Origin of the sequence: Streptomyces sp. NPDC046821 (assembly GCF_040645335.1) — a bacterium.
Lineage (GTDB): Bacteria > Actinomycetota > Actinomycetes > Streptomycetales > Streptomycetaceae > Streptomyces.
On sequence record NZ_JBEYYB010000006.1, the window covers coordinates 170942 to 196894 of the forward strand.

Sequence of the window (25953 nt, forward strand, 5' to 3'; positions counted from 1 at the left end):
AACGCCCGGAACCCCACTCTCCCGGAGAATCCACATCCATGGCTCCCGAAGTCACCCTCACGGTGATCGTCCACAACGACGCGCACCGGCTGCCGCGTGCCGTCGCCTCGCTGCGCCGGCAGACCCTGCGCGACGTCGAGATCATCATCAGCGACGACCACTCGACCGACAACACCCCTGAGGTCGCGAGGGAGTTGGCGGCGCAGGACTCGCGGATCCGGTTCCTGCGGCTCCCCGAGAACAGCGGCGGCTGCGGCGCTCCGCGCAACGCGGCGATCGAGGCGTCCAGCGCTCCGTACCTGATGTTCCTCGACAGTGACGACGAGCTGCCCGAGGACGCGGCCCGGACGCTGCTCGAAGCCCTCAAGGGCAGCGGCGCCGACTTCGCGATGGGCGGTGTGGACCGGGTCCGCACCGACACGGGCCGCGTCACGCGCTGGCATCCGCATCTGTTCGCCGAACAGCGGACCGTACGCGGCATCCAGGAGAGCCCCGAGTTCCTCTTCGACCACCTGTCGACGAACAAGATGTACACGCGGGACTTCATCGACCGCTGCGACCTGCGCTTCCCGGTCAAGATCCACTACGAGGACCAGCTCTTCTCGGCGCAGGCCTACTGCCTCGCCCGCTCGTTCACGGTCGTCCCGGAGCCGGTGTACCGCTGGTACATCTCGCCGTACGAGGCCGAGGACGCCCTGTCGATCTCCAACCAGCGCCACCGCATCGAGAACGTGCGCGACCGGGTCGGCGTCGCCCGGCTCATCGACACGTTCCTCGCGGAGCACGGCCAGGAGGGGCTGCGGCCGGACAAGGACTACAAGTTCCTCAAGCACGACGTCCGCATGTACGCGGGCGACCTGCCGCAGCGCGACCCGGACTGGATCAAGCAGTTCGCCGACGAGATGTGCCCCTACCTGGACACGCTCGCGCCCGCCGCCTACGCGCGTCTGCCGCGTGACCAGCGCGTACTGCTCGGCCTGCTGCGGTCGGGGCGTCTGGACGAGGCACGGCTCGCGGCGCGCTCGCTCGGCCGCGCGGTCGCCCCGCGCGAGGTGACGCGGGACGAGGCGGGCCGGGTGTTCTGGGGCGACTCGCTCCCGGCCGATCCTGCCCTGGAGTCCGAACTCGACGTCAGCGACCTGGAGTTGACGACGCGTCGCTTCTCGCGGGCGCTCCTGCGCCACGAGATCACCCGGATCGAGCAGGGCCCCGGCGCGACCCTCGACCTGGCGGTGCGGACCTATGACCCCGGGCTCCAGCTCCCGGTGGGCCCGGTCGCGGCCACCCTGCGACTCGCCGCCGGCCGCGGGCTGAGCACGTCGTTCCGCCTCGACGCGGTACGCCCCGGTCTCTACGAGGGGTCGGTCCGCCTCGACCTCGGATCCGTGAAGATGCCCCCGCATGGCTTCGCCGGAACCCGCCACCCCGCGCTGACCCTCACCCACCGCGGGGAGCGCAACAGCGGCCCCCTGCTCGCGCCGCTCGACTTCCCCCGGCACCGCGGACACATCTCGGGTCACGCCGTCACGGTCGAGCCGGAGGGCAGGGGCGCGGGCCGCCTCCAGACCGTGTGGGAGCGGCAGGGAACGGCGGCCAAGGTCGAGCCGCTGCTCGTCCCGCTGCGCCGTACGGCCGGGCCCCAGCTGCGGCGGGCGCGCAAACTGTGGCGGGGACTGACGAAGAACTGACACCTTCCGTGCCCTACTGGTCGAAAGACGCCAGGAAAGTGGCATCGTGGAAGGTGAGCGCACGAGTCGTGGGTTCCGCTCGATGTGAGCGGAACCCACGGCACAGCGCGCCGCTGCGAAGCAAAGGCGGTGACGGCAGTGGCAACCACCCTCAAGGCCGGAGAGCGCCGGTTCAGGCCGGACCGGCAGCTGACCGCGCGCATGTTGCTCACGGTGTTCCTGCTGGGCCTGCTCTACGTGGCGTTCATCGCCGCGCTGCTGGTCCTGCTGAAGTCGACCTTCGTGGTCATCGTGGTCGCCGCGGGCTTCCTCATCTCGCAGTACTGGTTCTCCGACAAGATCGCCCTGTACGCCATGCACGGGCACATCGTCACGCGTGAGGAGGCCCCTCAGCTGCACGGCGTCGTCGACCGGCTGTGTGCCACGGCCGACATGCCGAAACCGCAGGTCGCCATCGCCGAGACCGACCTGCCGAACGCGTTCGCCACCGGCCGCAACGCCGATCACGCGGTGCTCTGCGTGACCAAGGGACTGCTGCGCCGCATGGAGCCCGACGAGCTGGAGGGCGTCCTCGCGCACGAGCTGTCCCACGTGGCGCACCGCGACGTCGCCGTGATCACCGTGGCCTCGTTCCTCGGCGTGATCGCGGGCATCGTCATCCGGTTCGCGTTCTACTCCGAGATGCTCGGCGGCCGCCGCAGGACCGACCAGAACACACTGGTGATCCTGGGCATCGTGGTGGGCGTCTCGGTCGCCGTCTACGCGATCAGCTTCGTCCTGATCCGGGCGCTGTCCCGGTACCGGGAACTGGCCGCCGACCGTGCGGCGGCGCTGCTCACCGGCCGTCCGTCGGCACTGGCCTCGGCGCTGACGAAGCTCGAAGGCGACATCGCGCGCATCCCGAACAAGGATCTGCGGACGGCGCGGGCGTTCAACGCGTTCTACTTCATCCCGGCGCTCAACAAGAACTCCCCGCTGCCGGGTCTGTTCTCCACCCACCCGTCGCTCGAGAAGCGGCTCGACCAGCTCGCGGCGATCTCCGCCGAGCTGGGCCGTCCGGCCTGAGCGCCCGAAGGGACCGCCATGGGATTCCTGGACATCCTGCTCGGACGCACCAGGCCCGCCCCGCCGGACCTGGACCAGCTGTTCGGGCTCCCGTCGGCGGCGGTCACTCTGGAGGCGGCCGCCGGGTTCGTGCCCACCGGGCAGGGCTCGGTGTGTTTCACGTCGGTGGAGGGCACCGCGTTCGACGGGATCCGTGAGGAGGTCGGGGAGCTCCTGAACGCCGACACCGAGCGGGACGCCACGGTCGAGTTCAGCCAGGACGAGTACGGCTACACCTGGCTCCTGTCCCGCCGCCCGCCCTCCGACCTGCCCGCGCTCGTCGGCGATCTGCACGCCGTGAACACGTCCCTCGAGAGCAGCGGATTCGGCCCGCAGCTCCTGTGCTCCCTGGTCGGCTTCCGGAACGCGGAGGGGCAGGCGCTGGCCCTGGTGTACCTGTACAAGCGGGGCACGTTCTACCCGTTCGCGCCACGGCCGGGCGAGAAGCGCGACAACTCGGTCGAACTGCGGATCCGCGCGGTCGTCGGGGACGATCTGCGGATCGAGCAGGATCTGGAGCGGTGGTTCCCGGTGTGGGGCGCGCCGGGGCTCTAGCGCGTGGGGGCTTTAGCCGCGTGGAGGCTTTAGCCGCGTGGGCCCCGGCTGTCAGGGGGTATCAGGCACGGAGCGCGACGACCGCCTCGTCCGTGTAGACCATGAACGTCAGCGTCTCCTGGAAGTACAGCTCGACGCCGGTCGCGTCGTGCGAGGAGTAGCCGATGGACAGATCCTGTCCGATACGGAGTTCGTAGTCGCCGCCCCGGGTGGACAGGACGAACGCGCCGTTGATCGCGGGCGCCCAGATCAGTTCGCCGTCCAGGAGCCGGGCGATGTGGCCCGACACGGGGAAGCCGTGGTCGGTGGTCTCGCTGACGGCGGTGTACGCCTCCGCGCCGAGCAGCAGCGAGTACGGGCCGTCCACGCCGGCGAGGCGCAGCGCGCTGAGGGCGCGGCTGATGGTGTCGGGGTAGTCGCGGGGCTCGGCGGGGAGGCTCAGGACCGGGTTGGAGGTGCGTTCGCGCAGTCCCGCGATCTGCGCGGCGGCGTACCCGTCGAAGATCGCCTGGTCCTCGGCGAACGCCATGGTGCGGGCCGCGTCCTTGACCGGCTGCCAGTCGGAGTCGTCGGAGCCGCGCGCCACGTCGTCCACGGCTTCGCGGCTGACGGTGAACGGGACGCGCAGTTCCACGAGCGGCTGGGCCTCGCGCAGGCGGGCCGTGACGCCGGGGGCGGGGGGTGTGACGGAGCGGAGGTGGCCGGTGCCGACGGCGGCGAGTTCTGGGCCGTCGGGGCCTGTGACGTCGAGGACACGGCGTCCGGCGACATGGCGCTGGAACGTGCGGCCGGCCTCCTGCTCGATCTCCGCCCAGGCGGCGTCGCTGATGGGGGCGAGTTCGCGGTGCAGGTTGTTCATAACGCGGGGGCTCCTTTGAGGCCGCCGATGCCCAGCGAGCCGTCGGACGGGGCGGCGACCGGCTCGGGCGTGGCGACGGGGGCGGGACGTTCCCTGGCGGCGTCTCGCACGGCGGGCGGATCCGGCAGGTCGTCGAGGAAGTCCGCCGTCGGGACGAAGAACAGATTGCCGGTGACGGCGGTGGAGAAGTCGAGAATCCGGTCGGTGTTACCGGGCGGGCTGCCGATGAACATGTTCTCGAGCATCTGCTCGGTGACGGCCGGGGTGCGCGCGTAGCCGATGAAGTACGTGCCGAACTCGCCGCGTCCGACGGTCCCGAACGGCATGTTCTGGCGGACGATCCTGCGTTCCTCGCCGTCGTCGCCGGTGATGGTGTTGAGCGCGACATGGGAGTCGGCGGGCTTCGTCTCGTCGGACATCTCGATGTTGTCCGACTTGGAGCGGCCGATCACCTTCTCCTGCTCCTCCGTGGACAGGGCGTTCCAGGCCGCCATGTCGTGCAGGTACTTCTGCACGACGACGTAACTGCCGCCCGCGAACGGGGCGTCCTCGTCGCCGACGAAGACGGAGGCGCGCGCCGCCTCGCCGGTCGGGTTCTCGCTGCCGTCGACGAAGCCGAGCAGGTCGCGGTCGTCGAAGTAGGTGAAGCCGTGCACCTCGTCGACCACGTTCACGGCGTCACCGAGCCGCCCGGCGAGGTGGCCGGCCAGCTCGAAGCACAGGTCCATGCGCCGCGCCCGTACGTGGAACAGGAGGTCCCCCGGGGTGGCGACGGCGTGGTGGCGGTCGCCGGTCAGCTCACGGAAGGGGTGTAATTCCGCGGGGCGCGGTCCGTCGAACAGTTGGTCCCAGACGCGGGAGCCGATGCCGGCGACGCACGTCAGGACGGAGTCGGGCGAGCGGAACGCCACCGAACGCACCAGCCCGTTCAGACCGCCGAGTTCGTCCCGGACCCGCTGTTCGGCGCCGGGGACGACGGTCATCACGAGGAATACGGCCGCTGTCGTGTGCGGCGCGATGACAGGCTGCGGTTGCGTCACTGACTCTCCCGCCGGGCTGGCCCAGGTGTGCGCAGGTGCGTCTACGGTCGGCTGACTTCCGTCACCGTAAGCCGGACCCAACCCGCCCGCACGGTCAGCGCGGTCAATGCGGTCAGCGCTGTCAGCGCGGTCAGTCGGTGATCCGCCGTGGGTCGCGTCCTCTACGGACGTCCTCGACCAGGTGCATCGCGGCTTCCTCGGCGGACGCGGCTGCGCCGTCGATGCCGACGTCCTCCGCGAACAACTCGGCGTCGTCGTCCTCGCGCACCCCCTCGTCGGGCGCCACGAGCCTCCCTGATCGCGTGGCTCCCACCTCGTCGTCGAGCGGTTCTCCGTCGGTGTCCCAGGTGTCGCCTATGCCGTCCCCCTCCGGGAAGGCCGCGTCGGGGACCTCTTCGGACAGCCGCTCGTCGAGCGACTCACCGTGCCGCTGCTCCGAACAGGTGACGCCGGTGTGCTCGACCCCCCAGGGCCGCTCGGGCGGGGAGTACCCCTCGTCGAGCGGGTCGGTGACACCGCCGCCCATCAGGGTGTCCTCCTGATCGAGGAGACCCTCGTCGTCCTGCACCTCGGACCCGTCGGGCTGATAGACGTCGTCGCCCCGTCCTTGATCGTCGATGTCCACGCTCGCCTCCTTAGTGATGCCGGGGCTCGGCCGGCGAGCTCGCGGTGACCTTTGCCTCCATTGTCGGCGGGGAGTCAGGGCGCGTCCTGCTGAAGGGGGGAGCATTCCTGCTCGGGGCCGGGTGCGAGGACTGCTCGGGGCGGGGTGCGGAGACGGGAGAGCCCCGACCGCGACGGGGGATCACGGTCGGGGCGGCTCAGAATGCGCCGACACAGTTGCGTCAGCGTCTACATTTTTTAAAACGAAGAAGCCCCTCGGAGAATTCCCGTTTTCGGCCTCCGGGCCTGGGAATTCGTCGCGCTCCGGGCGTCGCCGGAGACGGCACCGCTCAGTGCGCCACCGGCGCCTTCCCCATCGCCTCGATGCGGCGGCCGATCGCCTCCAGCGCGCCGGGGCGCCTGCCGGGAACCGCGTGACGCAGCCGGGTCAGGGACGGGGCGAGCGCGCGGGCCCGCGCCTCGTCGCCGAGCTGTTCCCACTGGTGGTGGGCCCGGTCCACGGCGCCCTCAACGTCCTCGTCGGCCGGCGACTGGCCCCGCGCCAGACGGGCCTCGGCCGCCGCCATCCACAGTTCGCAGCTGCGGGCCGGTTCCTCCGCGAGCCGCGCCAGGTCGGCGCGCACCTCCAGCCAGTGCAGCGCCTCCGGTGAACCCGCGCCGTGCGTGCGCAGCGCGTCGCTCTCCCACATCGCGGCCAGGGCGGCGGCCTCACCGTGCCGCCCGGACTGAGCGGCGGCGAGGATCGCGGGGTGCGGGTCGGCGTCGGGAGCGGCAGGGGCGCCGGGGGCGTGCTCGACGGTCACCGGTTCGGGCGCCGGAGCCGGTGCGACAGGCGTACGAGCCGCGTCGACCGCGAGGAACAGCGCGTCGGCGGGACCCGACTCCCCCGCCGCCTGGGCGTGCAACTGCGCCGGCGTCGGGCGGTGGCCGTCGCGCCATGTCGACGCGTACGACCGGAGGTAGGCGGGGGCGGCGACCTTGCGGCGCTGCGGAGGCGGGGCCACGCGCCCGTACACACGAATCCCCGGGCCGAGGCCCAGGCCGACCGCCCGCACCTGCTCCCACGCCTCCGCGTCGGCCACGACATCGAGGACGACGGTGGTGGTGTCGGGGCGGCGCAGGGCGAGTTCGCCGGTGAGCCAGTGCCAGGGCAGGGCGGTGTAGCGCAGGGTCGCCGGGGTGGTCCGGGCGAGGGCGAGGTGGAGGAGGCGCTGGCGCGTGTCCAGGTGGAGCTGTCCTGCCACGTAGACGGTGAGGGGGCCGGGGGCCGCGGCGGCGGTGCGTACGCGTGTGAGGACCGTCTGCGGGTCCACGGGGTCGGCGAGTTCGACGACGGTCGCGGCGGCCGTGCCGGCCAGCGCGCTCGGGGGTACGGCCGCCAGGGCGGGCAGTACCGAGGCCGCGTCGATGAGGCAGCTCTTGTTCGCCGGAGCCGCCGCGAGAAGCAGCGCGGTCCCGGTCACCGCCTCTGCCCCGTTGTCCTGCTGGTTGTTCAACACGACAGCACCGTAACCGGTCCCCCTGTCGGCCGTGCGGCCGGTGGTGCGGGCCCGACTGGCGCCCATACAGGGTGATTTGGGGCGAATCCGGTACGCGGGCACCCCCTCCGCGCGTAAGCGTTGCGCGCACCGGCGCCTGTCCGGGTGCGGAGGTGAATCCCGTCGCGGAAGCTGAGGACCATGATGGACGAATCCGAAGGCTTTCCCCCTGTCGTCGTGCACGCCTCCCAGCCCGGCGGGCGGCGCGTGACCATCCGAGGCGAGGACGCCGGGCTCGCGACCAGCCAGGAGGACGTGCTCGTGCTGATGCGGCGCGCCGGGATGGAGGACCTCCGGCTCGACGACCCCGAGCTGGTCGAGTGGCGCGGAGGCGGTACGAAGGTGTGGCCGGCGCAGATCTGAACGCGGGCCCACGCATGTTCCGTGAGCGGAATCCGAGCCTGGGCCACCCGTTCCGTGAGCGATCCCACCCATAAGCGGCGGCGCCCGTCAGCGATACCCGCTCGCGTCCGCCGGCCTGCCCGGGTCCTGAACCTCGACGAGGTAGCGCCACGCGTCGGGCCGGCTCCCGTCGACGTCCGTGAACCCGTACACCTGGGCCAGCTCCCCGCTTGACGTCGACCTGCCGTTCCAGCGCGCCACTTCGGGGTCGGCGGCGAGGGCGGCGACGGCCCGGCCCACGTAGAACGGTGTCTCTGAGATACAGAAGTGCGGGACCTCGTCGAGGGCGTCGCGCCAGTTCTCCTCGGTGACGCCGAAGTGGCCGAGCATGATCTCCGAGCGCAGCCAGCCGGGCGTGAGGGTGAGCGCCGTGGCACCGCGCGGGCCCAGCTCCTGCCCGAGGGCGAAGCCCATTCGCAGGACGGAGTTCTTGGCGAGGTCGTAGAAGAACGAGACGCGGTAGTTGTCCCGGTTGTACTCGGCCGTGCCGTCGGTCACCTCCACGACGAGGCCGCCCGGGTTGCGCAGCAGCAGCGGCAGGGCGTGATGGCTGGTGATCGCGTGCGTCTCGACGGCGAGGCGCAGCAGGCGCAGCCCCTTGTCGAGGTCGTGCTCCCAGACCGGGGTGTCCCAGGCGAAGAGGTGCTCGCCGCCCCAGATGTCGTTGACCAGGACGTCGAGCCGGCCCTGCTCGGCCGCGATGCGGTCGACGAGCGCCTTGACCTGGGCGGATTCCAGGTGGTCGGTGGGCACCGCGTTGCCACGCCCGCCCGCCTCGGTCACCAGGTCCGCCGTGTCCTCGATGGTCTCCGGCCGGTCGTACTCCGAGCGCCGCGCCCGCGTGGTGCGGCCGGTCACGTACACGGTGGCCCCGGCCGCGCCGAGCTCCACGGCGATCCCCCGGCCCGCGCCACGGGTCGCCCCCGCCACCAGCGCGACCTTGCCGTCCAGCCGGGACGCACCGCTCCCGAGTTCCCACGTCATCGAACCGCCCGCCTCCCTGACCGCGGAAAGGAACCCTCGGGCCCCTCCCGAGACCCTCCTGGCCCCAGCCGAGGCCTCCATGACCCCGCCGATCGAGCATGGCCCGGAATCCGGACAACCCCCGTCGCCTTTCCCGCCCCGTACGGACGATTTTCCCGCGTTCGATACCCCTACCCGTATGCTGGAACGCTCGGGCCCCCGCACCACTCCGCCGAGAAGCCCGCTTCGTACGAGGAGACCCCACCGCATGAGCAGCACCCTCGCCCCCGCCGAGCTGCACGCCCGCCCCGCCGACGACACGCTCGTGATCGACGTCCGGGCACCGGGTGAGTACGCCGCCGGGCACGTCCCCGGCGCCCTCAACATCCCGTCCGAGCACCTCGACACGCTCCTCCCGGAGCTGCGTGCCGCCGCCGAGAAGCGCCGGATCGTCGTCGTGTGCGCGGCGGGCCAGCGGTCCGCCGCGGCCTGCGACCGCCTCGCCGAGGCCGGGATCGAGGCGGTGGGCCTGGAGGGCGGCACGCAGGGCTGGTCCGCGGACGGTCTCCCGGTGAACACCGCGCCGGCGCAGGGCCGCAAGGTGTGGGCGATGGACCGCCAGGTCCGCTTCGCCGCCGGCTCCCTGGTGCTGCTCGGCCTCGCGCTCGGCCGCCGCGCCCCGCGCGGCCGCCTGGTCGCCGCGGGCGTCGCCTCCGGCCTGGTGTACTCGGGCCTCAGCAACACGTGCGGCATGGCGGTCATGCTCGGCAAGCTCCCCTTCAACCGCCCGGCCCCGGAGGCACTCGACGCGGCCCGAGCGGCACTGACGGCCTGAGAGCCGGCGCACTGAGCCGGGCTTGTCTTCGCCGATCGGTCACCTTTCCGCGCCGTGGCGTGTCATAACCGTGTCAGCACCACGACGCGAGTGATCCGCCCGATGCGACAGGGAGATGCCGATGCCACCGGCCCGCACGACTGAGCAGCGCAAGCAGGACACCCTCGATCGGCTCGAACGCGATGAGGACGTGTGGGTGTCCACAGCCGACGAGGAGAGCGCGACGCCGTATCTCGTCCCGCTGTCGTTCCTGTGGGACGGGTCCACGCTGCTGGTCGCCACCCCGGCGGCCAGTCCCACGGGGCGCAACCTCCGGGACACGGGCCGGACCCGGCTCGCCGTCGGGCCGACGCGTGACGTCGTCATGATCGAGGGCACGGCGCAGACGCTGACGGCTGCAGAGCTCCCGGACGGCGTCGGTGACGCCTTCGCCGAGAAGACCGGGTTCGACCCGCGCACCCTGGCCTCGCCCTACCTGTACTTCCGCATCACGCCCAGGCGGATCCAGGCCTGGCGCGAGGCCAATGAAATCGCGGGCCGCGACCTGATGCACGACGGCGCCTGGGTCGACGCGCCCTAGGAACACCAAAACGCGCCCGCCGGAATGAACTCCGGCGGGCGCGTTTCGTACGAAGCCTCAGCTCAGCCCGTCGGCTCCAGCTGCTTCTCCTTCTCGCCGTCCGGCCCCGCCGCCCCGTTCTGGGCGTGCCAGTCGTCGTTGTCGGCGAGCGGCTTCTCCTTCAGGGCGAGGGCGAGGACCAGGCCGACCGCGAAGACCGGCATCAGATACAGGAAGATCGGCACGAGTGCTTCCTGGTACGAGGTGACGACCGTGGCCCGCAGGTCCGCGGGGAGCGCGCGGACGAGCGCGGGCGTGAGCGAGTCGCTGTCGCCGACCTTCGACGCCGCCTGAGCCGGCAGGCGCGCGGCGAGCTGGTCAGTGAGCCGCCCGGCGAAGACCGCTCCGACTACGGCCGTGCCGAGCGTCGCGCCGATCTCGCGGAAGAAGTTGTTGGCGGACGTGGCCGTGCCGACCTCGGAGGTCGGGAAGTCGTTCTGGACGGCGAGGACGAGGGTCTGCATCATCAGTCCGACGCCCGCACCCGCGAGACCGACGTACAGGCACACCAGCCAGACCGGGTCGCTGACTTCGAGGCGGGACATGAGGAACGCGACGACCATGATGATGGCGGTGCCGACGATCGGATAGGTCTTGTACCGGCCGGTCTTGCTCATGACCGCGCCGGACGGCAGGGCGGTGGCCATGATGCCGATGACCATCGGGATCAGCAGCAGCCCCGACTCGGTGGCCGTCTTGCCGTAGACCATCTGCAGGTAGGTCGGCATGTAGCCGACGATCGCGAACATGCCGAGGCCGATCACGATCATGGCGAGCAGCGTGGCGACGTTGAAGATCGGGCTGCGGAACAGGTGCAGCGGGATGACCGGCTCGGTGGCCCGCTTCTCGGCGAGGAAGAACAGCGCCCACGAGACGATCGCGCCGACGCCCAGGCCGATGACCAGCGGGTCGGACCACTCGTACTGCGTGCCGCCCCAGCTGGCGAACAGGACGGTGCAGGTGACGGCCGCGGCCATCAGGGCGGTGCCGAGGTAGTCGAGGGTGACCTCGACGGCCTCGCGCGGGATCTTGATGGCGATCGCGGCGACGAAGAACGCCAGGACACCGAGCGGCAGGTTGACCCAGAACGCCCAGCGCCACGAGAGGTCGTCGGTGAACCAGCCGCCGAGCAGCGGCCCGACGACCGAGGAGAGACCGAAGACGGCACCCATGGGGGCCATGTACTTGGCGCGCTCACGCGGCGGTACGAGGTCGGCGATGATCGCCTGCGAGGTGATCATGAGGCCACCGCCACCGAGGCCCTGGAGGGCGCGCCCGGCGACGAGGGTGCCCATGTCCTGGGCGAGCCCGCAGACCACGGAGCCGATCAGGAACAGCGCGATGCCCGCGAGAAAGATGTTCTTGCGGCCCATGAGGTCGCCGAGTTTGCCGTAGACCGGCATACCTATCGTGGCGGCGAGGATGTACGCGGTGGTGATCCACGCCATGTGCTCGATGCCGTTGAGTTCGCCGACGATGGTCGGCAGGGCCGTGCTGACGATGGTCTGGTCGAGCGCGCCGAGCAGCATCGTGAGCATCAGCGCCGCGAAGATCAGCCCGAAGTTGTGCGGCTTGGCCAGGCCGTCCTCGGTGGCCGGTCCGGTGCCCGCCTGCGCGGGGGCGTGGGTCATGCTCGGGTCTCCGTACGTGAAGGGATGGGATGCGCGGCGCAGAGCGGTCGCCGCTCGGGGAGTCTCGGGGAGGGGTGGGGAGTCGCGTGGGGGCCGGGGGCGCAGGGGGCGCGCGGACCGGCGATGCGAGCCGTGGTGAGCGCGGCGCGAGCCGGGCGTCAGGCCTCCCGGCCGGGGGTGGCGCACGCGACACCGGCCGGAGAAGCACCCGTTGGTGAAGGGAAGAGCTTGCGCAGCGCGGTGAAGGAGTCCCTCACCGAGGCCGCCGGGCCCTGACAGTGCCGCTTGTCGTGGCCCCAGCGCATGAGTCCGTCGCGTACGGCGGTCATGGCGATGCCGGCGAGCAGCGTCACGCTCTGTCCGTCGGGGGCGTCGCCGGTGCGGCGGGCGATGGCGCGGGCGAGGTTCCGTTCGACCGCGTCGCACTCGGCGAGGAACGCGCCGAGCGCGGAGGGCACGTTCTCGACGACGGCGATGACGTCCTCGAACATGCCGGGGTCGGGCGCCATCTCATCCACGTGCAGGGCGAAGACATCGCCCAGGTCGCGCAGTACGGAGTCCGCGTCGCGGCCGGGCGCGGCGGCGAACTGGTCGGCCTCGGCGTCCGTCAGACCGCCGTGCCAGGAGAAGAGCGCGGTCTCTTTGGTGCGGAAGTAGTTGAAGAAGGTCCGCGGGGAGACGCCGGCCTCCTTGCTGATCATCTCGACGGTGACGTGTTCGATGCCGTGTTCACGGGTCAGGCGGACGGTGGCGGCGTGCAGGTCCGCCCGGGTCCGGCGCCGCCGCCGGGCGCGCAGCCCTTCGACGGGGGCCTGGTCCTTGAGGGGCTGCTCCCTGGCTTCCGCCGCCGTCGCTATGCCTGATGTCGTCACACCAAAGATTCTTGCACATACTGCAAACTTTGCGCGCACTGCACCTACGCCTACGACCACACCTACGGTCGCGACAAGCCTGGCCGCACCCCGCGCGACAGGCAGAGGCACACCCTTCCGGGATACGCTCCTTAAGCGTTGTTTCGGTTTGTTTCGGGTGAAATGCGATATCCCCCAGCTCGCCGGGAGAGACACAGATGCTCGTACGCACCGTTCTGGCGGCCTCCGCCGCCGCGCTGCTCGTGTCCGCCCCCACTGGGCCGGCCGACGCCACCCCGGCCGCCACCCCCGAGGTGTGCGCGGAGAACGCGCTCACCCTGCGGGCCACCCCCTCCGGCCAGGACAACGTCCTGTACCTGACCGTCAAGAACCACACCAAGCAGACCTGCCTGGTCGACAGCATCCCGCTCATCGCCTACGGGAATCTGGACGGGGCCGCCGTCCCGTACCCGCCTTCCGGCGACGCCCCGTACACGCTCGAAGCGGGGAAGACCGCCCACGCGGCCGTGCGGTCGGTCTCCCTGAGCGGGGGCGACGCGCGGTCGGTCGGGTACATCGTGGTGGCCGCGAACCCGGAGCACAACGGCAGCAAGTTCAGCGCCGCGTCGCTCGGCGAGCCGCACGGACTGCGCGTCTGGGAGCCGTTGACGACGCTGTGGCAGCCGACGCGCGTCCGCGCGGACGAGGTCCTGGCCGAGGCCGACGGCGCGGGGATCCTGAAGGTCTGACCCCGGCCCGCCCTCAGAAAGGCCTAGCCGGCCGACCGAACCGCGAGGAGCGACGCGTCGTCCTGGAGCGCGCCCGCCGAGTAGTCGAGCAGGTCGGCGGCGAGGGCGCCGGTGAAGTCGTCGAGGACCTCGGTCGGCAGTGCGGCGGCACGTTCCGCCAGCGGGTAGAACACTCCGCGCGCATCCCTCGCCTCGCTGACCCCGTCCGTATAGAGCAACATGCACTCCCAGGCCGTGGCCGGCACCGGCTGGGCCGCGCACCAGCCCGAGTGCAGGTCGAGGAGGCCGAGCGGGGGCGCGGGCGCGGGGACCGCCGCGTGCACGGCGGACCCGTCGCGCAGGAGGACGGGCGGCGGGTGCCCACAGCAGACCAGCTGGGCGGAGCCGTCGGGCTCGACACTGAGCAGGGTCGCCGTCACGAAGCGGTCGGGTTCGTCCGAGTGCGCGACCAGCGCGTGCAGCCGTACGGCGACGCCCTCGAGTCTCGCCTCGCAGAAGGCGAGATCGCGCCAGGCTCTCAGGACGCTGTCCGCCGTCCGGGCGAGCTCACGCCCTTTGCCCATCACATCGCCCATTAACAGGCGGGTGCCGAAGGGCGATTCGACCACTCCGTACACGTCGCCGCCCGCCCCCGCGCGGCTGCTCTCCAGCGGCCCGGCGCCGCCGCTGTGCAGGTGCCGGGCGCTGACCTGCAGCGTGCCGACCCGCTCGGGGAGGGGCGAGAGCGACTTTGAACGGGCTGTCATGCGGGGGCCTTCCGGAGTACGGCCGGACGTGCTGCCCGGCGTGACGCGCCGCGCAAGTGTAGCCATTCGAGCGCCGTGAGTGACGGGCCGTCACCGAATCCGACCATCCGACCGGCGCGGATCTTGAGAGGTCAACTTCTTTACTCTGCAGGTCAGTTGGCCCGGTCATCACACCGATCGGCCCACGCGCGCCGGGCGCCATAGGCACCCCACGCGCACGGCGTGCCTCAGTCGTCGAGGTCGGCCCGGAGGGTCAGCAGATTCGTACCGAGCGCCCGAACGACCGCACTGTTGTACGACGGGAGGGACTTGAGCCGCGCGCGGGCGTCGTCGTCCGGCAGCAGGTGGGCGGTGGCGGTGTGCCACATCCCGTTGATGCGCACCCGGACCTTGGGGTCGGCCTGGATGTTGCGCACGTACTGCGACTTCTCGCCGTACTCGGAGACCCACCAGAACTCTCGCCCGATCAGACGCCCGCCGACGGGGGTCAGCCGGGGCAGCCCGGATGTGCGGCCCGTCGTCTCCAGCAGGATCTGGCCCGGCATCCGGGTGGAGAGCGGATTGGCGAGACGCCGCTGGAACGACGTGACGGCTTTGAACTTGACCTCGCTGAATCGCGACATACGCGTCCTTCGGCTCGATGTGACCGGCGCCCGCGCCCGGCGCCTTCGGCCATCGCACTGTAGGTGACACCGCTCGGCCCACCGACGTCCTTGCCGACCACGGCAGTTGAGGGGTGCCGTGGTTACCCCCGGTTCGACAATCGCCGTAATGATCATCGAGACTGGGGCTCATGCGATACGGCGTTAACCTTCTGAACTTCGGCCCCGGCACCACCCCGCGAAACCTCGAGCGTCAGGCGACGGACGCCCGCGCGCTCGGCTTCACGTTCGCGATGATCTCCGACCACATAGCCGTCACCCCCGACGTGCACGAGGTGTACCCCGCCCCGTTCTACGACCAGTTCGTGCTGGCGGCGCATCTCGCGGGACGCGTCCCCGGGCTGCAGCTCGGCACCACCATCACCGTCATCCCGTACCGGCACCCGCTGCAGACGGCGCGCATGGCGGCCAACATCGACCAGCTCAACGACGCCGGCTTCATCCTCGGCGCGGGCGTGGGCTGGTCGGCCGCGGAGTACCGCACGCTGGGCGTCCCCTTCGAGGAGCGCGGCGCGATCACCGACGAGTACCTGGCCGCGATCCGCGCAGCCTGGACCGAGGACCCGTGCAGCTTCGAGGGGCGTTACGTCTCCTACGAGGGCATCCGCACGACCCCCGCCCCCGCTTCCGCGCAGCTTCCCGTCTGGGTCGGCGGCGACTCCCCCGCCGCGCTGCGCAGGGCCGGCCGGCTCGGCGAGGGCTGGCACCCGTTCATGCCGACCCTTCAGGGCCTGCGCGCGAAGCTGCCGGTGCTCGCCGCCGCGGCCGAGGAGGCCGGGCGTCCGGTGCCGGAGCTCGTACCGCGGCTCCAGATCGTGCTCGACGAGCGGCCCGACACGGAGGACCGCCCGCTCGGCCACGGCAGCGTCGACCAGATCCGCGGTGATCTGCACGCCCTGGCCGAACTCGGCGCCACGCACGTGCTGTTCGACACCTACCCGGGCGACCCGGCGGCCCGCGGCACGGCGGAAGACGATCGTCAGGTGCTCGAAACCATCGTCGAAAAGGTGGTCGACACGTCCACCGGTGAGGTGCGCTGACGGCGCATCACCAGTCCCACTGACGCAGTAGTAACGGCCCGGCTCTTGCCCCCGGCGAGGGCCGGGCCGTCGTCCTCGGCGTCGCCGGCCGGCCTGTCGCCACCCCGCGCCACCTGGGTTTTCCGCTGGCCAACGGCCCCGTGCTCCCTGCTGGACGGGTGCTGTCGGACCCGATGGAACGGTTCCGTATCCCGGCCGCGCCGCCGGGAGGACTCAGGCATATGTCAGAAGCATCACCGCGTCAGGTGTTGCCAAAGCCCTTACGGCGCTTGCCCAGCTGTGCCACAGTCAATACCGGTCCTTCCGTCAGTCTTGGTCGTACCGCGCCTGTATCGGAGTACGTCATGCCGCCCCATGCCTTCATGGACCGCCCCGCCGCTCAACCGCCGGAGCCCGGTTCCGTCGACGCGCTGATCTCACAGACACGTCGGCTGCTCGGTGACGTGGACGCGGTGCGGCGCGAGGCCATCTCGGACGACGGTGACCCCGAGCGGCGCTGGCAGCGCGCGCTGTACGAGCTCGCGGTGCACCAACTCAGCGATCTTGACACGCACTTGGCGCAGCTGCGCGACGGACTGCCGCGCCCGACCGTGGACACCCTGGTCCCGCAGGCCCGTGACGCCGCCGCGCCCCAGGGTGAATCCCTGCTCAGCCGCGTCGGCAGCGCCGAGTGGAACCTCCTCACGGACGAGGCGAGCTGGTCCGGGGAGCTGTACGAGATCCTCGGCCGCAGCCAGGACGCTCCCCCGCTGACCCTCGACGAGCTGCCGTCCGTCGTGCACTCCGATGACCAGGCCATGCTCACCAGGATGGTGACGGACTGCCTCATCGAGGGGAAGCCGATCGACGGCGAGTTCCGGGTCGTGCGCCCCGACGGCACCGCGCGGACGGTGCACATGATGGGCGAGCCCGTGCTCGACGAGCAGGGGTCCACGGCCTCGATGTGGGCGGTCCTGCGCGACGTCAGCGAACTGCGCCGCACCGAGCGCACGGTGCGTGAGACCCATGACTCGCTGCAGCGCCGACGGCACCGGGAGCAGACGGAGCAGCGGCTCGCCGCCCAGCTCCAGGAGGCGGTCCTTCCGCCGTGGGGCGGTTCCCTGCGGTACTCCCAGGGCGCGCCGCAGGGCCTCGACCTCGCGGCCCACCACCTCCCGTCGTCCACGAACGAGCCCGCGGGCGGCGACTGGTACGACGCGCTGGAGCTGTCCGACGGGCAGACACTGCTCAGCGTGGGCGGGCTGACCGGGCACGGCGTGGCCGTGACCTCCGGCATGGCCATGCTCCTGGGAGCCATGCGCGGCATGGCCGTCTCGGGCACCCCGCCCCACAAGCTGATGGGCTGGCTGAACCAGCTGGCCGACAGCTCCGCGCAGCCCACGCTGGGCAGCGCGGTCTGCTGCAGTTACGACCCCCGGTCCCGGATGCTCACCTGGGCACAGGCCGGCCACCCCGCCCCGCTGCTGTTCCGCGACGGGGTGGGCCGCGCGCTGACGGCGCCGGAGGGCGTACTCCTCGGGGCGACCCGCGGGGCCGAGTACGGGCAGGCCGAGGAGCAGCTCCGCGCGGGTGATCTCCTGCTGCTGCACACCGACGGTCTGGTCCCCCACCTCACCGGCGAGGCCGCGGCGAACAAGCTCCTCGACCTCGCGCCACGGCTCGCCGGGGCCGCCACCGCGCAGGACTGCGTGCGGACGGTCGTCGAGGAGTTCGCCACCTCCGAGCGCGCGGACGACGCGTGTCTGCTGATCGCCAGGATCGGTTCCTGACGCGGCCTGACGCCGCCGAGTTATCGTCCCCCCCCGTCTCCTCCATCCCCCGTTTCCGCCTGGGCGCCACGCGCCCAGGCTCATGCCTGGGCGCGCTTGCCTCCCTGGGCCTTCGGCAGGACGAGTTCGATCTCCTCGCGCAGGTCCACGATCTTCGGGTAGCCCGCGTACTGGCCGGTCAGGCGGTACATCTCGCGGAGCCGGTCCCATGTGCGGTGAGACGAGTTGGCGCCCATCGACACCAGGGCGAGGCGTGCGTACCGGTCGGCCTGCTCCGGGTCGTCGGCGATGAACAGCGCCGACGCCAGCGAGATGTAGTCGAAGATCTGCGACCGCTGCCGGCCGCCCACCCGCAGCGCGAGGGCTTCGCGCGCGTGGCGCTGCGCCGTGTTCGCCGCGGCGGGCTCGTGGTCGGCGAGGGTGCGGTACGCCAGGGCCTGCATCCCGTGCAGATCCGCCTCGTCGAACATCTGCATCCAACTCGGCGGCGGGACATCGCCCTTGTCGGAGACGAAGAGGTCCTCCGCCTGGCCGAGCGTGCGCCGCATGGCCTGGCCCTTGCCCATCGACGCCTGTGCCCAGGCCTCGATGGTGTAGAGCATGGCGCGCGTGCGCGGCAGAGTCTCGTCGCCGGAGCCGGACTTGGCGAGCTTCATCAGGTCGAGGGCGTCGTCGGGCCGGCCGAGGTGCACCATCTGACGGGCCGCCCTGGACAGGGCCTCCCCGGCGCGCGGCCGGTCGCCGCCCTCACGGGCCGCGTGCGCGGCGATCACGAAGTACTTCTGGGCCGTGGGTTCGAGGCCGACGTCGTGAGACATCCAGCCCGCGAGGACGGCCAGGTTGGCGGCGACGCCCCACAGGCGTCGCTGGAGGTGGTCGGGGTGCCGGTAGCTGAGGATGCCGCCCACTTCGTTGAGCTGGCCCACCACAGCCTTGCGCTGCAGACCGCCACCGCGGGCCGCGTCCCAGGCCCGGAACACCTCGACCGAGCGCTCCAGTTCCTCGATCTCCTGCGACCCGATGGGGGCGGCCTCGTAGCGGTCGAACCCAGCGGGGTCGGCGTGCAGGGGATTGTCGGTACGTGGAGCGTCGGCAGCGAGAGCCGGGTCGGTGTGCAGCCAGTCGTACATGGCGCTGCTGAGTGCAGATCCTGCGGCGAGCGCGGCACCCGCGCCCACCAAGCCGCGTCGGTTGAGCATGAGGTCCATTCCCGTGAATTCGGTGAGGACCGCAGCAGTCCGGTCGGGCGCCCACGGCATTCCGTCGGGGTGTTCCACACCCTTGTCGGCTCGCCGTTTCCCCGTGCGCCCCTGCCGGACCAGACCGAGATCCTCGATGGTCACGACACGGCCGAGCCGCTCGGTGAACAGAGCCGCCAGCACCCGTGGCACGGGATCGCGCGGGATCTCTCCCATGTCGATCCAACGCCGCACCCGTGAGGTGTCGGTCGCCAGCTGCGGGTGGCCCATGGCCGCCGCCTGCCGGTTGACCAGCCTCGCGAGCTCCCCCTTGGACCAGCCGGCGAGGCCGAACAGGTCGTTCAGGCGGGTGTTGGGTTGTCCGTTCACGTCAAGCCCCCAGGTTCTCGGCTGAGTCGACAGTAACCCTCTGTCAGTTGCGGAGCGACTATTCGCCAGGGTTCGCCAGGGTGCGCCAGATGGTGTGCCAGTGGGCACCGGGTGTCAGGTAGGAATGCGCCACCCCGACCCGGTTGCCGCGGCTCACTCCCCAGGGTGCACCTCGGCTCCGGGGCGGGTGGGCGCCGGTCAACTCGCAGGCACACGAAGGGATCTGTTCCCCATGTACGCAGCATCGTCCTCCGTGTCCGCCCCGCCCCGGCCGCTCTACGCCCGGCCTCCGGCCCGCGGCAACGGCCGCGCCGGGGAGGCACACGCGGCGGGCAGCGGCCCGTATCTCGACCCCGCGCGAACTGCGGCCGCGGCGCTGGGCGCCCCTCGGACCAGGCGTGTTCCGGGGATCGGCACTCAACCGCTCAGCGGGAGACTCGACTTGTCCGGTCCGCAGGGCGCGCAGCTGCGCACGGCGATCGCCTCGGTGCACCGGATCTGCCCGGAGTTCAACCCGGTTCAGGTGCTCCGCAGGAGCGGCCGGTCCGTACTGCTCGTCGGCACCACAGGACGCAGCACCGCCGTCGCCAAGTGTTTAGTCGACCAGTCGCCCGTCTGGACCGAGCAGATCCGGCACGAGATAGCGGCATACCGCTCGTTCGTCCGGCACCGGCCTCCGGTCCGGGCGCCGCGGCTCATCGCCGCGGACCCCGACAACTGCACGCTGGTGATCGAGCGGATGCCCGGCCGGGCCGCCGCCCTCCAGCGGCACCCGGCCGAGGCACCGCCCCGAGCAGACGTGCGGGCCGCGCTCGGCGCGATCTGCCGGCTCAACGCCTGGCGCCCGCCGGCCGGTACGTTCAACGCGCCGCTCGACTACGCGGAGCGGATCTCCCGCTTCCACGATCTCGGGCTGCTCACCGACCGGGACATGGGTGACCTGCAGAAGCTGCTGCACGGCATCGCCCACTCGTCGGGACGCCAGGGCATGGGCCAGTTCTGTCACGGGGACGCGCTCCTGTCGAACATCCTGCTGTCCCCCGCGGGCCCGGTGCTCGTGGACTGGGAGCACGCGGGCTGGTACCTGCCGGGGTACGACCTGGCGACCCTGTGGTCGGTGCTCGGTGACGCGCCGGTGGCGCGGCGTCAGATCAGCCAGCTCGCGCAGTCCGGCGGCCCGGCGGCCCGGGACGCGTTCCTGGTGAACCTGATGCTCGTACTGACGCGGGAGATCCGGACGTACGAGACGGCCGTGCAGCGGTCGATGCAGGCCACGGGTCCGGCGGCGGCGCAGGGTGCCGTGTCGACGGGTGAGGAGCAGCGGCTGCTGCTGCGGCGGCTGCACGACGACTGCCAGCTGGCCCGGCGCGCGGTGCGCGCGGCGGTCGGTACGCGCTGACGGGACGAAGAGACAGGGACGGTATCGGGAGGGACGGTATCGGGAGGGACGGTATCGGGAGGGACGGAGACAGGGGTCCGCGGTGCGCCAGGACAGGGGCGCACCGCGGACTTCTTTCTGTGTACGTGGCCCTTCCGGGGGCGCCCGGTCGCGGTCCGGGAACACTCGCGCGGAGCATCCTCCGATCAGGTGGAGTACGTGGGTGATTTCGGGCCATTCTGCCGTCCGCCGACACGGTGAACCCGCTTCCCCTATACGGACATTGGTCCACTCCACTGACGCGTCGCAGGCGGTGGGGCCTGCCCGGCGAAAGCCCGCGGAACACGCCCTGACATGGGAAATCCCCCGCGCTGAGCATGATTGACGGATCGTCGGGGAGCCGGTACCACTGACCCACGATCGCCCCCGCACTCCCGTCGAGCTCATCCGTCCCAGGACCGTTCCCAGGAGGCCGCTTTGCCCTCGACCACCAACGGCCGCTCGCCGGCCGCCCGCAGACGAACCCACCAGGCGGCCCGTGCGGCGGGGACGCTCGCGACGGCGGCCCTCCTGTTCCCCCTCCTCGGCGCGGCGCCGCCCGACGCGGCCGCCGAGGCGTCGTCGGCACGGCTCCAGAGCGCGTTCGCGACCGCGGCGGCCGAGTACCGGGTGCCCCAGAGCGTCCTGCTCGGTGTGTCCTACCTCCAGTCCCGCTGGGACGCGCACGACGGTGCGCCCAGCGTCACCGGGGGTTACGGCCCGATGCACCTCACCGACGCCCGCGCCGCACTCGCCGGGGCGGCCGCGCACAGCGAGGCCGAGGGCGATCCGCGCGGAGACTCCTCACGACGGGCGCTCGCTCCTACGACGAAGGTGCCGCGCGAGTCCCAACTCCCGGCCCGTCTCAAGTCGTTGCCCCGCGCTGCCGAGCTGAGCGGCATCCCTCCCGAGGAGCTGCGCACGGACCCCGCGGCCAATGTGCGCGGTGGCGCCGCGCTGCTCGCCGAGGCGCAGAAGTCCCTCGGCAAGCCCTTCAGCTCGAACCCCGCCGACTGGTACGGCGCGGTCGCGAAGTTCTCCGGTGCCGACGACACCGCCACGGCGGCGACGTACGCGAACGATGTGTTCGCCGTGATCCACGACGGCGAGCGCCGTACGACGGACGCCGGGCAGCGGGTGAACCTCGCGGCCGACCGGAGCGTGAAGCCCGACGCGGCGCAGGTGCGGCGCATGGGGCTGCGTGCCTCTGACGAGACCGGCACGGAGTGTCCGCGGACCGTGTCCTGCGAGTGGGTGCCGGCCCCCTACGAGGAGTTCGGGGACGGCGACTACGGCAACCACGACCTGGCGGACCGGCCCAACGACCAGAGCATCGACTACATCGTCGTCCACGACACCGAGGGGTCGTGGGACACGACGCTGAAGCTCGTGCAGGACAAGACGTATCTGGCGTGGCACTACACGCTGCGGTCCACGGACGGGCACATCGCGCAGCACGTGAAGGCCAAGGACGTCGGCTGGCACGCGGGCAACTGGTACGTCAACGCCAAGTCCGTCGGCCTCGAACACGAGGGTTTCCTCGCGCAGCCCGACTCCTGGTACACGGAGGAGATGTACCGCGCCTCGGCGCGCCTGGTGAAGTACCTGGCGAAGAAGTACGACATCCCGCTGGACCGGCAGCACATCCTCGGCCACGACACCGTGCCGGGGACGACGCCCGCCGGGATCAAGGCGATGCACACGGATCCGGGCCCCTACTGGGACTGGGCGCACTACTTCACGCTGATGGGCAAGCCGTTCGAGCCGTCGGCGGGTCCGCGGGGCGGGCTCGTCACCGTGGATCCCGACTACGCCGTGAACCGGCCCACGTACACCGGCTGCGTCAAGGCGGGCGACACCTGCGAGCCCCATGGCTCCAGCGCGGTCCGCGTCTACACCGAGCCCAGCGAGGACGCTCCGCTGATCAAGGACATCGGTCTGCGGCCCGGCGGTGAACCCTCGACGACCGGCGTGAACGACATGGGCGCGCGCCTGTCGACCGGCCAGCAGTACGCGGTCGCGGAGCGCGACGGGGACTGGACGGCGGTCTGGTACCTCGGCCAGAAGGCCTGGTTCAAGAACCCGAGGAAGCAGCCCACGGCCCTGAACGCGGCGGGCCTCGTCGTCGAGCCGAAGCCCGGCCTCACCGATGTCCCGGTGTACGGGCGCGCCTACCCGGAGAAGGAGGCGTACCCGGCGGGCATCACCCCGCAGGCGATCACCCCGCTCCCGTACAAGCTGCTCGAGGGGCAGCGGTACGTGCTCGGGGGCCGGACGAACGGTGAGTACTTCTACTCGCCGACGTTCGACACGACGTCGCACCGGGTGGTTCGGGGCAACGACGTCTACTACGAGATCCAGTTCGGTCACCGGATCGCGTACGTGCGGGCGGCGGACGTGAATGTGGTGGAGTCGGCCGCGTAGCCAGTCAGCGGAACGGCCGGGCCCGGATCTGCGGGGAGCAGATCCGGGCCCGGCCGTTCTTGGCTTGTCAGCCCTGCTGGAACAGCTCGGGAGGCAGGGGCTTCAGGAGGGCGTAGAGGTCGTCCGTGATGGGACGGTCCCAGGCCGCGATCGTCACGAGGACGTTGTCGCTGCGGTCGAACTGCACGCAGGAGATACGGCTCTCGGAGAGCTTGAGGCGGCGCACGATGAGGAGGTTGTCGCCCTGCATCACGGGGACGTCCTCGGTGTCGACGACGGTGACCTCTTCGTCGTTCTCCAGCGCCAGGAGCAGCTGGGCGACCTCGAAGGGGATCTCGCCCTCGGTCACCTCACGGGCGGGCGAGCCCTCGGGGAGGTTGCCGATGATCATCGCGGGGCCGCGGCCACCGAACAGGTCGTAGCGCAGGAACACGCCCTGGCAGCTGCCGTCGGGGGCGGGCAGCAGACCCGCGCCGAGATTGCCCGGCCAGTCACCCGGGTCCATGGCGAGGACATCGAAGTCAGGACCCGCGGGTGTGGCGGAGCTGCGTCGGCGGAGGAAGGACATGCGGCAATGGTACGTGCACGACGGCGTTCCGCGGAGCGGGGCCCTGGCCGGGCGGGGGCGCGCGGGAGGGGTGCGGGGCGGGGAGGTGTGGGGCCGGTGAGTGGGGCATGTGGGGTCGATGAATGCGGGGCCGGTGATGTGTCTTCCGGCACGGCGCGTTCAGGCTCGCGCGGGCACGGCTGGGTGCGGTGACCGTTACGGCGATGGTCCGGGTCGGGCCGTCAGGCCTGCACCCGGTGGCGCTCGTGGTGACGGGCGACACGCGCACGGTTTCCGCAGGACGGCTTGCACCACTCCTGGCGCGGGTGCTCCTTGAGGAAGTAGCGGACACAGCGGGGAGCGTGGCAGGCGCGCAGCCGCTCGCGGTCGTCGCTCGCGAGGAATCCGACGGCGGCACGGGCCAGGGCCGCGATGATCAGATCGAGCGCGGACCCCTGCGCTTCCTGGCGCACGACGGGGTCGGCGCCCTCGTCCCACGCAAGGACCGGCACGGCCAGGGCGAGCGCCGCAGCCGCGTTCACCCGCAGCACGGCCTCGTCCACGGAAAGCAGCCGATGAGCATCGGCGGAGCTGGGCGCGGCGGGCCGCACGGCATGGGCGAACAGCGCACGGACGGCGGCCCGCAACTCACGCACAGCGTCGACCGCCACCACATCCGCCACGAACCCGCCCGCCTCCGGCAGCGCACCAACACGCTCCCGCACCCAAGCGGTCAGCCCCTCGGCCCGTTCGAGATCATCCGCGACACCACCGTGCCCGTCGTGCCGAATGGTGAGTGCAAGATCGAGGGCAAGCTGCGTGCCGTGCGCGCCGGTGCTGATGTCGCTCATGGGGCTAATGGTAAGGTCCCGCGAATCCATTAGATCCCACCCTCTCGCCTGGAGGACCTCCCTCTGGCCGACAATGCGCTCACCGCGCTCCTCGATGCCCTCGCCGCACGCGGATGTGTGGTGCTCCTCTGACCGCTACGACTCACCGCCCGGCACCGGCGGTACCACCGCGATCGGGCTTGCCGCGTGCAAGAGGACCGCATTGGTGACCGAGCCCAGCATCGGGGCCGGCCTCGTGAGGCGGCGGCGGTGGCGGCCTACTACCACCAGGGCGGCCTCGCGGGAGTTTTCGACCAGGTGGCCGGCCGCGTCGCCCGGGGCCACGTAGAGGTCCACCTGTACGTCCGGGTGTGCCTTGCGCCACCGCGCGACCGCCGCGTTCGCCAAGGTCAGCGTCTCGCTCTCCGCCGCGTCCTGGTCGACGGTCGTGGGTGTGAAGTCGCCGAACGTCGACCAGGCGAGGGCCGGCCACGGGAAGGCGGCGATCACCTGGAGCCGCGCGCCACCCCGTTCCGCCTGACCGAAGGCGAAGGCGAGGGCGGTGTCATCGGGGTCGTCGACGTTCACGCCGACGACGACCCGCGGTCCGGGCGGTGCGTCGTCGTCGCCCTGCACGTCACGCCCCGGCCTCGGCACCACGACGACAGGGCAGGCGGCGTCACGTGCCGTCGCCACGCCGTTCGAACCGAGCAGCAGACTGGCGAACCCGCCGCGACCCCGCGAACCCAGGACCAACAGCTGTGCGTCCAGGCCGAGTTGGGGAATGAGGGCCGCCGGAGCGCCCTCCCGGGTCACGTACTCCACCGGCGGCAGACCGTCGCGTCCGGCCAGCGAGGCGCGGACCTCGTCGATGACCCGGTCGTCCGCCGGCTCGGGTCCCGCCACGAGGACGCCGGGCTGGGTCCAGGGGGCGTACTGGCGCACATGGACGATCCGCAGGGGCGCCCCGCGCCGGACGGCCTCGGTGAGCGCCCATTCCAGGGCGCGCAGGCTGTCCTCGGATCCGTCGACGGCGGCCACGACGGGCAGGGGGCGCGGGGTGCTCATGTCCAACCTCCGGCACGATCGAATGTTCCTGCCCCCACCCTCGCGCAGAGCGGGGCGAGGGGGCAGGACCGCAGGTCACGTGTCGGAGGCCGGCACCGCGAGGAGCCCCCGCAGGGACCCGCTCAGGTCAGGTCGAACTCGCCCTCGCGTGCCCCCAGCACGAACGCGCCCCATTCCGCGGGCGTGAAGATCAGGGACGGGTTCTGCGGGCTGCCGCCGTTGCGCATCGCGATGAAGCCTTCGACGAAGGCGATCTGGACATCGCCCACGCCCTTGCTGCTCGAATGCCAGTCCGCGCTGCTCAGGTCGAGATCCGGCTTGTCCCAACCCGTGAGCGGCTGCTGCTCGATGGTGCTCTCGGCCACGTCCGTGCTCCTCCCGGTTCGTCGTCCGTCCGCCAGCCTAGCGACCGGTCCGCGTGCCG

Annotated in this window: 25 protein-coding genes; 11 read left to right on the plus strand and 14 right to left on the minus strand. The window is 71.5% G+C overall.

What is annotated here, in order from left to right; all coding sequences use genetic code 11:
- The first annotated feature begins 38 nt into the window (after positions 1-38).
- The 3 genes from ABZ893_RS13765 (at position 39) to ABZ893_RS13775 (ending at position 3347) form a co-directional block, all read left to right on the plus strand.
- Positions 39-1688, plus strand: coding sequence for a glycosyltransferase family 2 protein (locus ABZ893_RS13765; RefSeq protein ID WP_361401777.1), 1650 nt, complete (start codon positions 39-41; stop codon positions 1686-1688).
- Positions 1689-1826: 138 nt separating this feature from the next.
- On the plus strand, positions 1827-2753 hold the full coding sequence (gene htpX / locus ABZ893_RS13770) for a zinc metalloprotease HtpX (RefSeq protein WP_361401780.1): 927 nt from the start codon (positions 1827-1829) through the stop codon (positions 2751-2753).
- Between the two features lie 18 nt (positions 2754-2771).
- Positions 2772-3347 (plus strand): hypothetical protein, encoded by a 576-nt coding sequence (locus ABZ893_RS13775; RefSeq protein ID WP_361401783.1) that lies wholly within the window; start codon positions 2772-2774, stop codon positions 3345-3347.
- A gap of 61 nt (positions 3348-3408) precedes the next feature.
- Here ABZ893_RS13775 and ABZ893_RS13780 read toward each other — a convergent pair whose 3' ends face one another.
- The 4 genes from ABZ893_RS13780 to ABZ893_RS13795 all read right to left on the minus strand — a co-directional run bounded on the left by ABZ893_RS13780 (position 3409) and on the right by ABZ893_RS13795 (position 7369).
- Entirely contained in the window at positions 3409-4206 is a 798-nt protein-coding gene (locus tag ABZ893_RS13780) for a family 1 encapsulin nanocompartment shell protein (RefSeq protein ID WP_361401786.1), read from the minus strand.
- The gene (locus tag ABZ893_RS13785) at positions 4203-5246 is read right to left on the minus strand and encodes a Dyp-type peroxidase (protein WP_361401789.1); all 1044 of its coding nucleotides are present in this window, start codon (positions 5244-5246) and stop codon (positions 4203-4205) included. Before ABZ893_RS13785 ends, ABZ893_RS13780 begins: the two co-directional genes overlap by 4 nt.
- Before the next feature lie 130 nt (positions 5247-5376).
- Positions 5377-5871 (minus strand): DUF5709 domain-containing protein, encoded by a 495-nt coding sequence (locus tag ABZ893_RS13790; RefSeq protein WP_361401792.1) that lies wholly within the window; start codon positions 5869-5871, stop codon positions 5377-5379.
- A 328-nt stretch (positions 5872-6199) separates the two neighbouring features.
- Positions 6200-7369 carry a hypothetical protein gene (locus ABZ893_RS13795; RefSeq protein WP_361401794.1) on the minus strand — a complete coding sequence of 390 codons (1170 nt, stop codon included), beginning with the start codon at positions 7367-7369 and terminating at the stop codon, positions 6200-6202.
- A 180-nt stretch (positions 7370-7549) separates the two neighbouring features.
- Here ABZ893_RS13795 and ABZ893_RS13800 point away from each other — a divergent pair, with 180 nt between their 5' ends.
- Entirely contained in the window at positions 7550-7771 is a 222-nt protein-coding gene (locus ABZ893_RS13800; protein WP_361401796.1) for a hypothetical protein, read from the plus strand.
- A gap of 87 nt (positions 7772-7858) precedes the next feature.
- On the opposite strand, the gene ABZ893_RS13805 is transcribed toward ABZ893_RS13800, so the two are convergent.
- The gene (locus ABZ893_RS13805) at positions 7859-8794 is read right to left on the minus strand and encodes an SDR family oxidoreductase (protein WP_361401799.1); all 936 of its coding nucleotides are present in this window, start codon (positions 8792-8794) and stop codon (positions 7859-7861) included.
- Between the two features lie 247 nt (positions 8795-9041).
- Between ABZ893_RS13805 and ABZ893_RS13810 the strand changes: the two genes are divergently transcribed.
- Entirely contained in the window at positions 9042-9608 is a 567-nt protein-coding gene (locus ABZ893_RS13810) for a rhodanese-like domain-containing protein (RefSeq protein ID WP_361401802.1), read from the plus strand.
- 115 nt (positions 9609-9723) lie between these two features.
- Entirely contained in the window at positions 9724-10188 is a 465-nt protein-coding gene (locus tag ABZ893_RS13815) for a pyridoxamine 5'-phosphate oxidase family protein (protein ID WP_361401805.1), read from the plus strand.
- A 62-nt stretch (positions 10189-10250) separates the two neighbouring features.
- Here the strand turns inward: ABZ893_RS13815 and ABZ893_RS13820 are convergent, their stop codons facing one another.
- Both ABZ893_RS13820 and ABZ893_RS13825 read right to left on the minus strand, forming a co-directional pair.
- Positions 10251-11858, minus strand: coding sequence for an MDR family MFS transporter (locus tag ABZ893_RS13820; RefSeq protein ID WP_361401807.1), 1608 nt, complete (start codon positions 11856-11858; stop codon positions 10251-10253).
- A gap of 158 nt (positions 11859-12016) precedes the next feature.
- Positions 12017-12730 carry a TetR/AcrR family transcriptional regulator gene (locus ABZ893_RS13825; protein ID WP_361401809.1) on the minus strand — a complete coding sequence of 238 codons (714 nt, stop codon included), beginning with the start codon at positions 12728-12730 and terminating at the stop codon, positions 12017-12019.
- A 197-nt stretch (positions 12731-12927) separates the two neighbouring features.
- On the opposite strand from ABZ893_RS13825, the gene ABZ893_RS13830 reads away from it, so the two are divergent.
- A complete protein-coding gene (locus ABZ893_RS13830; protein WP_361401812.1) occupies positions 12928-13458 on the plus strand; it encodes a DUF4232 domain-containing protein in 531 nt (176 codons plus the stop codon).
- A 23-nt stretch (positions 13459-13481) separates the two neighbouring features.
- Here ABZ893_RS13830 and ABZ893_RS13835 read toward each other — a convergent pair whose 3' ends face one another.
- Positions 13482-14204 carry a PP2C family protein-serine/threonine phosphatase gene (locus ABZ893_RS13835; RefSeq protein WP_361401815.1) on the minus strand — a complete coding sequence of 241 codons (723 nt, stop codon included), beginning with the start codon at positions 14202-14204 and terminating at the stop codon, positions 13482-13484.
- A gap of 227 nt (positions 14205-14431) precedes the next feature.
- Positions 14432-14827: a nitroreductase/quinone reductase family protein gene (locus ABZ893_RS13840; RefSeq protein WP_361401818.1), complete on the minus strand. Its 396-nt coding sequence runs from the start codon at positions 14825-14827 to the stop codon at positions 14432-14434.
- Between the two features lie 170 nt (positions 14828-14997).
- Between ABZ893_RS13840 and ABZ893_RS13845 the strand changes: the two genes are divergently transcribed.
- Both ABZ893_RS13845 and ABZ893_RS13850 read left to right on the plus strand, forming a co-directional pair.
- Complete coding sequence (locus tag ABZ893_RS13845; RefSeq protein ID WP_361401821.1) at positions 14998-15906, plus strand: TIGR03619 family F420-dependent LLM class oxidoreductase; 909 nt, start codon at positions 14998-15000, stop codon at positions 15904-15906.
- Between the two features lie 344 nt (positions 15907-16250).
- Positions 16251-17675 (plus strand): SpoIIE family protein phosphatase, encoded by a 1425-nt coding sequence (locus ABZ893_RS13850; protein ID WP_361401824.1) that lies wholly within the window; start codon positions 16251-16253, stop codon positions 17673-17675.
- 80 nt (positions 17676-17755) lie between these two features.
- Here the strand turns inward: ABZ893_RS13850 and ABZ893_RS13855 are convergent, their stop codons facing one another.
- Positions 17756-19243, minus strand: coding sequence for a hypothetical protein (locus tag ABZ893_RS13855; RefSeq protein WP_361401827.1), 1488 nt, complete (start codon positions 19241-19243; stop codon positions 17756-17758).
- Between the two features lie 232 nt (positions 19244-19475).
- On the opposite strand from ABZ893_RS13855, the gene ABZ893_RS13860 reads away from it, so the two are divergent.
- Together ABZ893_RS13860 and ABZ893_RS13865 are read left to right on the plus strand one after the other, a co-directional pair.
- A complete protein-coding gene (locus tag ABZ893_RS13860) occupies positions 19476-20642 on the plus strand; it encodes an aminoglycoside phosphotransferase family protein (protein WP_361401829.1) in 1167 nt (388 codons plus the stop codon).
- Positions 20643-21191: 549 nt separating this feature from the next.
- Positions 21192-23084, plus strand: a complete 1893-nt coding sequence (locus ABZ893_RS13865; RefSeq protein WP_361402443.1) for a peptidoglycan recognition family protein — start codon at positions 21192-21194, stop codon at positions 23082-23084.
- Between the two features lie 67 nt (positions 23085-23151).
- On the opposite strand, the gene ABZ893_RS13870 is transcribed toward ABZ893_RS13865, so the two are convergent.
- The 4 genes from ABZ893_RS13870 to ABZ893_RS13885 all read right to left on the minus strand — a co-directional run bounded on the left by ABZ893_RS13870 (position 23152) and on the right by ABZ893_RS13885 (position 25894).
- The gene (locus ABZ893_RS13870; protein WP_361401832.1) at positions 23152-23652 is read right to left on the minus strand and encodes a hypothetical protein; all 501 of its coding nucleotides are present in this window, start codon (positions 23650-23652) and stop codon (positions 23152-23154) included.
- Between the two features lie 221 nt (positions 23653-23873).
- The gene (locus tag ABZ893_RS13875; protein ID WP_361401835.1) at positions 23874-24482 is read right to left on the minus strand and encodes a CGNR zinc finger domain-containing protein; all 609 of its coding nucleotides are present in this window, start codon (positions 24480-24482) and stop codon (positions 23874-23876) included.
- Between the two features lie 135 nt (positions 24483-24617).
- Positions 24618-25529, minus strand: a complete 912-nt coding sequence (locus ABZ893_RS13880; RefSeq protein ID WP_361401838.1) for a universal stress protein — start codon at positions 25527-25529, stop codon at positions 24618-24620.
- Positions 25530-25651: 122 nt separating this feature from the next.
- Positions 25652-25894, minus strand: a complete 243-nt coding sequence (locus ABZ893_RS13885) for a DUF397 domain-containing protein (protein ID WP_361401841.1) — start codon at positions 25892-25894, stop codon at positions 25652-25654.
- Positions 25895-25953: the final 59 nt, after the last annotated feature.

Excerpts from the sequence above, each read along its gene's own strand:
- ABZ893_RS13765 (WP_361401777.1), top strand. The coding sequence starts at position 39 with ATGGCTCCCGAAGTCACCCTCACGGTGATCGTCCACAACGACGCGCAC.
- ABZ893_RS13775 (WP_361401783.1), top strand. The coding sequence starts at position 2,772 with ATGGGATTCCTGGACATCCTGCTCGGACGCACCAGGCCCGCCCCGCCG.
- ABZ893_RS13780 (WP_361401786.1), bottom strand. The coding sequence starts at position 4,206 with ATGAACAACCTGCACCGCGAACTCGCCCCCATCAGCGACGCCGCCTGG.
- ABZ893_RS13800 (WP_361401796.1), top strand. The coding sequence starts at position 7,550 with ATGATGGACGAATCCGAAGGCTTTCCCCCTGTCGTCGTGCACGCCTCC.
- ABZ893_RS13805 (WP_361401799.1), bottom strand. The coding sequence starts at position 8,794 with ATGACGTGGGAACTCGGGAGCGGTGCGTCCCGGCTGGACGGCAAGGTC.
- ABZ893_RS13810 (WP_361401802.1), top strand. The coding sequence starts at position 9,042 with ATGAGCAGCACCCTCGCCCCCGCCGAGCTGCACGCCCGCCCCGCCGAC.
- ABZ893_RS13815 (WP_361401805.1), top strand. The coding sequence starts at position 9,724 with ATGCCGATGCCACCGGCCCGCACGACTGAGCAGCGCAAGCAGGACACC.
- ABZ893_RS13820 (WP_361401807.1), bottom strand. The coding sequence starts at position 11,858 with ATGACCCACGCCCCCGCGCAGGCGGGCACCGGACCGGCCACCGAGGAC.
- ABZ893_RS13830 (WP_361401812.1), top strand. The coding sequence starts at position 12,928 with ATGCTCGTACGCACCGTTCTGGCGGCCTCCGCCGCCGCGCTGCTCGTG.
- ABZ893_RS13835 (WP_361401815.1), bottom strand. The coding sequence starts at position 14,204 with ATGACAGCCCGTTCAAAGTCGCTCTCGCCCCTCCCCGAGCGGGTCGGC.
- ABZ893_RS13840 (WP_361401818.1), bottom strand. The coding sequence starts at position 14,827 with ATGTCGCGATTCAGCGAGGTCAAGTTCAAAGCCGTCACGTCGTTCCAG.
- ABZ893_RS13845 (WP_361401821.1), top strand. The coding sequence starts at position 14,998 with ATGCGATACGGCGTTAACCTTCTGAACTTCGGCCCCGGCACCACCCCG.
- ABZ893_RS13850 (WP_361401824.1), top strand. The coding sequence starts at position 16,251 with ATGCCGCCCCATGCCTTCATGGACCGCCCCGCCGCTCAACCGCCGGAG.
- ABZ893_RS13860 (WP_361401829.1), top strand. The coding sequence starts at position 19,476 with ATGTACGCAGCATCGTCCTCCGTGTCCGCCCCGCCCCGGCCGCTCTAC.
- ABZ893_RS13870 (WP_361401832.1), bottom strand. The coding sequence starts at position 23,652 with ATGTCCTTCCTCCGCCGACGCAGCTCCGCCACACCCGCGGGTCCTGAC.
- ABZ893_RS13875 (WP_361401835.1), bottom strand. The coding sequence starts at position 24,482 with ATGAGCGACATCAGCACCGGCGCGCACGGCACGCAGCTTGCCCTCGAT.
- ABZ893_RS13880 (WP_361401838.1), bottom strand. The coding sequence starts at position 25,529 with ATGAGCACCCCGCGCCCCCTGCCCGTCGTGGCCGCCGTCGACGGATCC.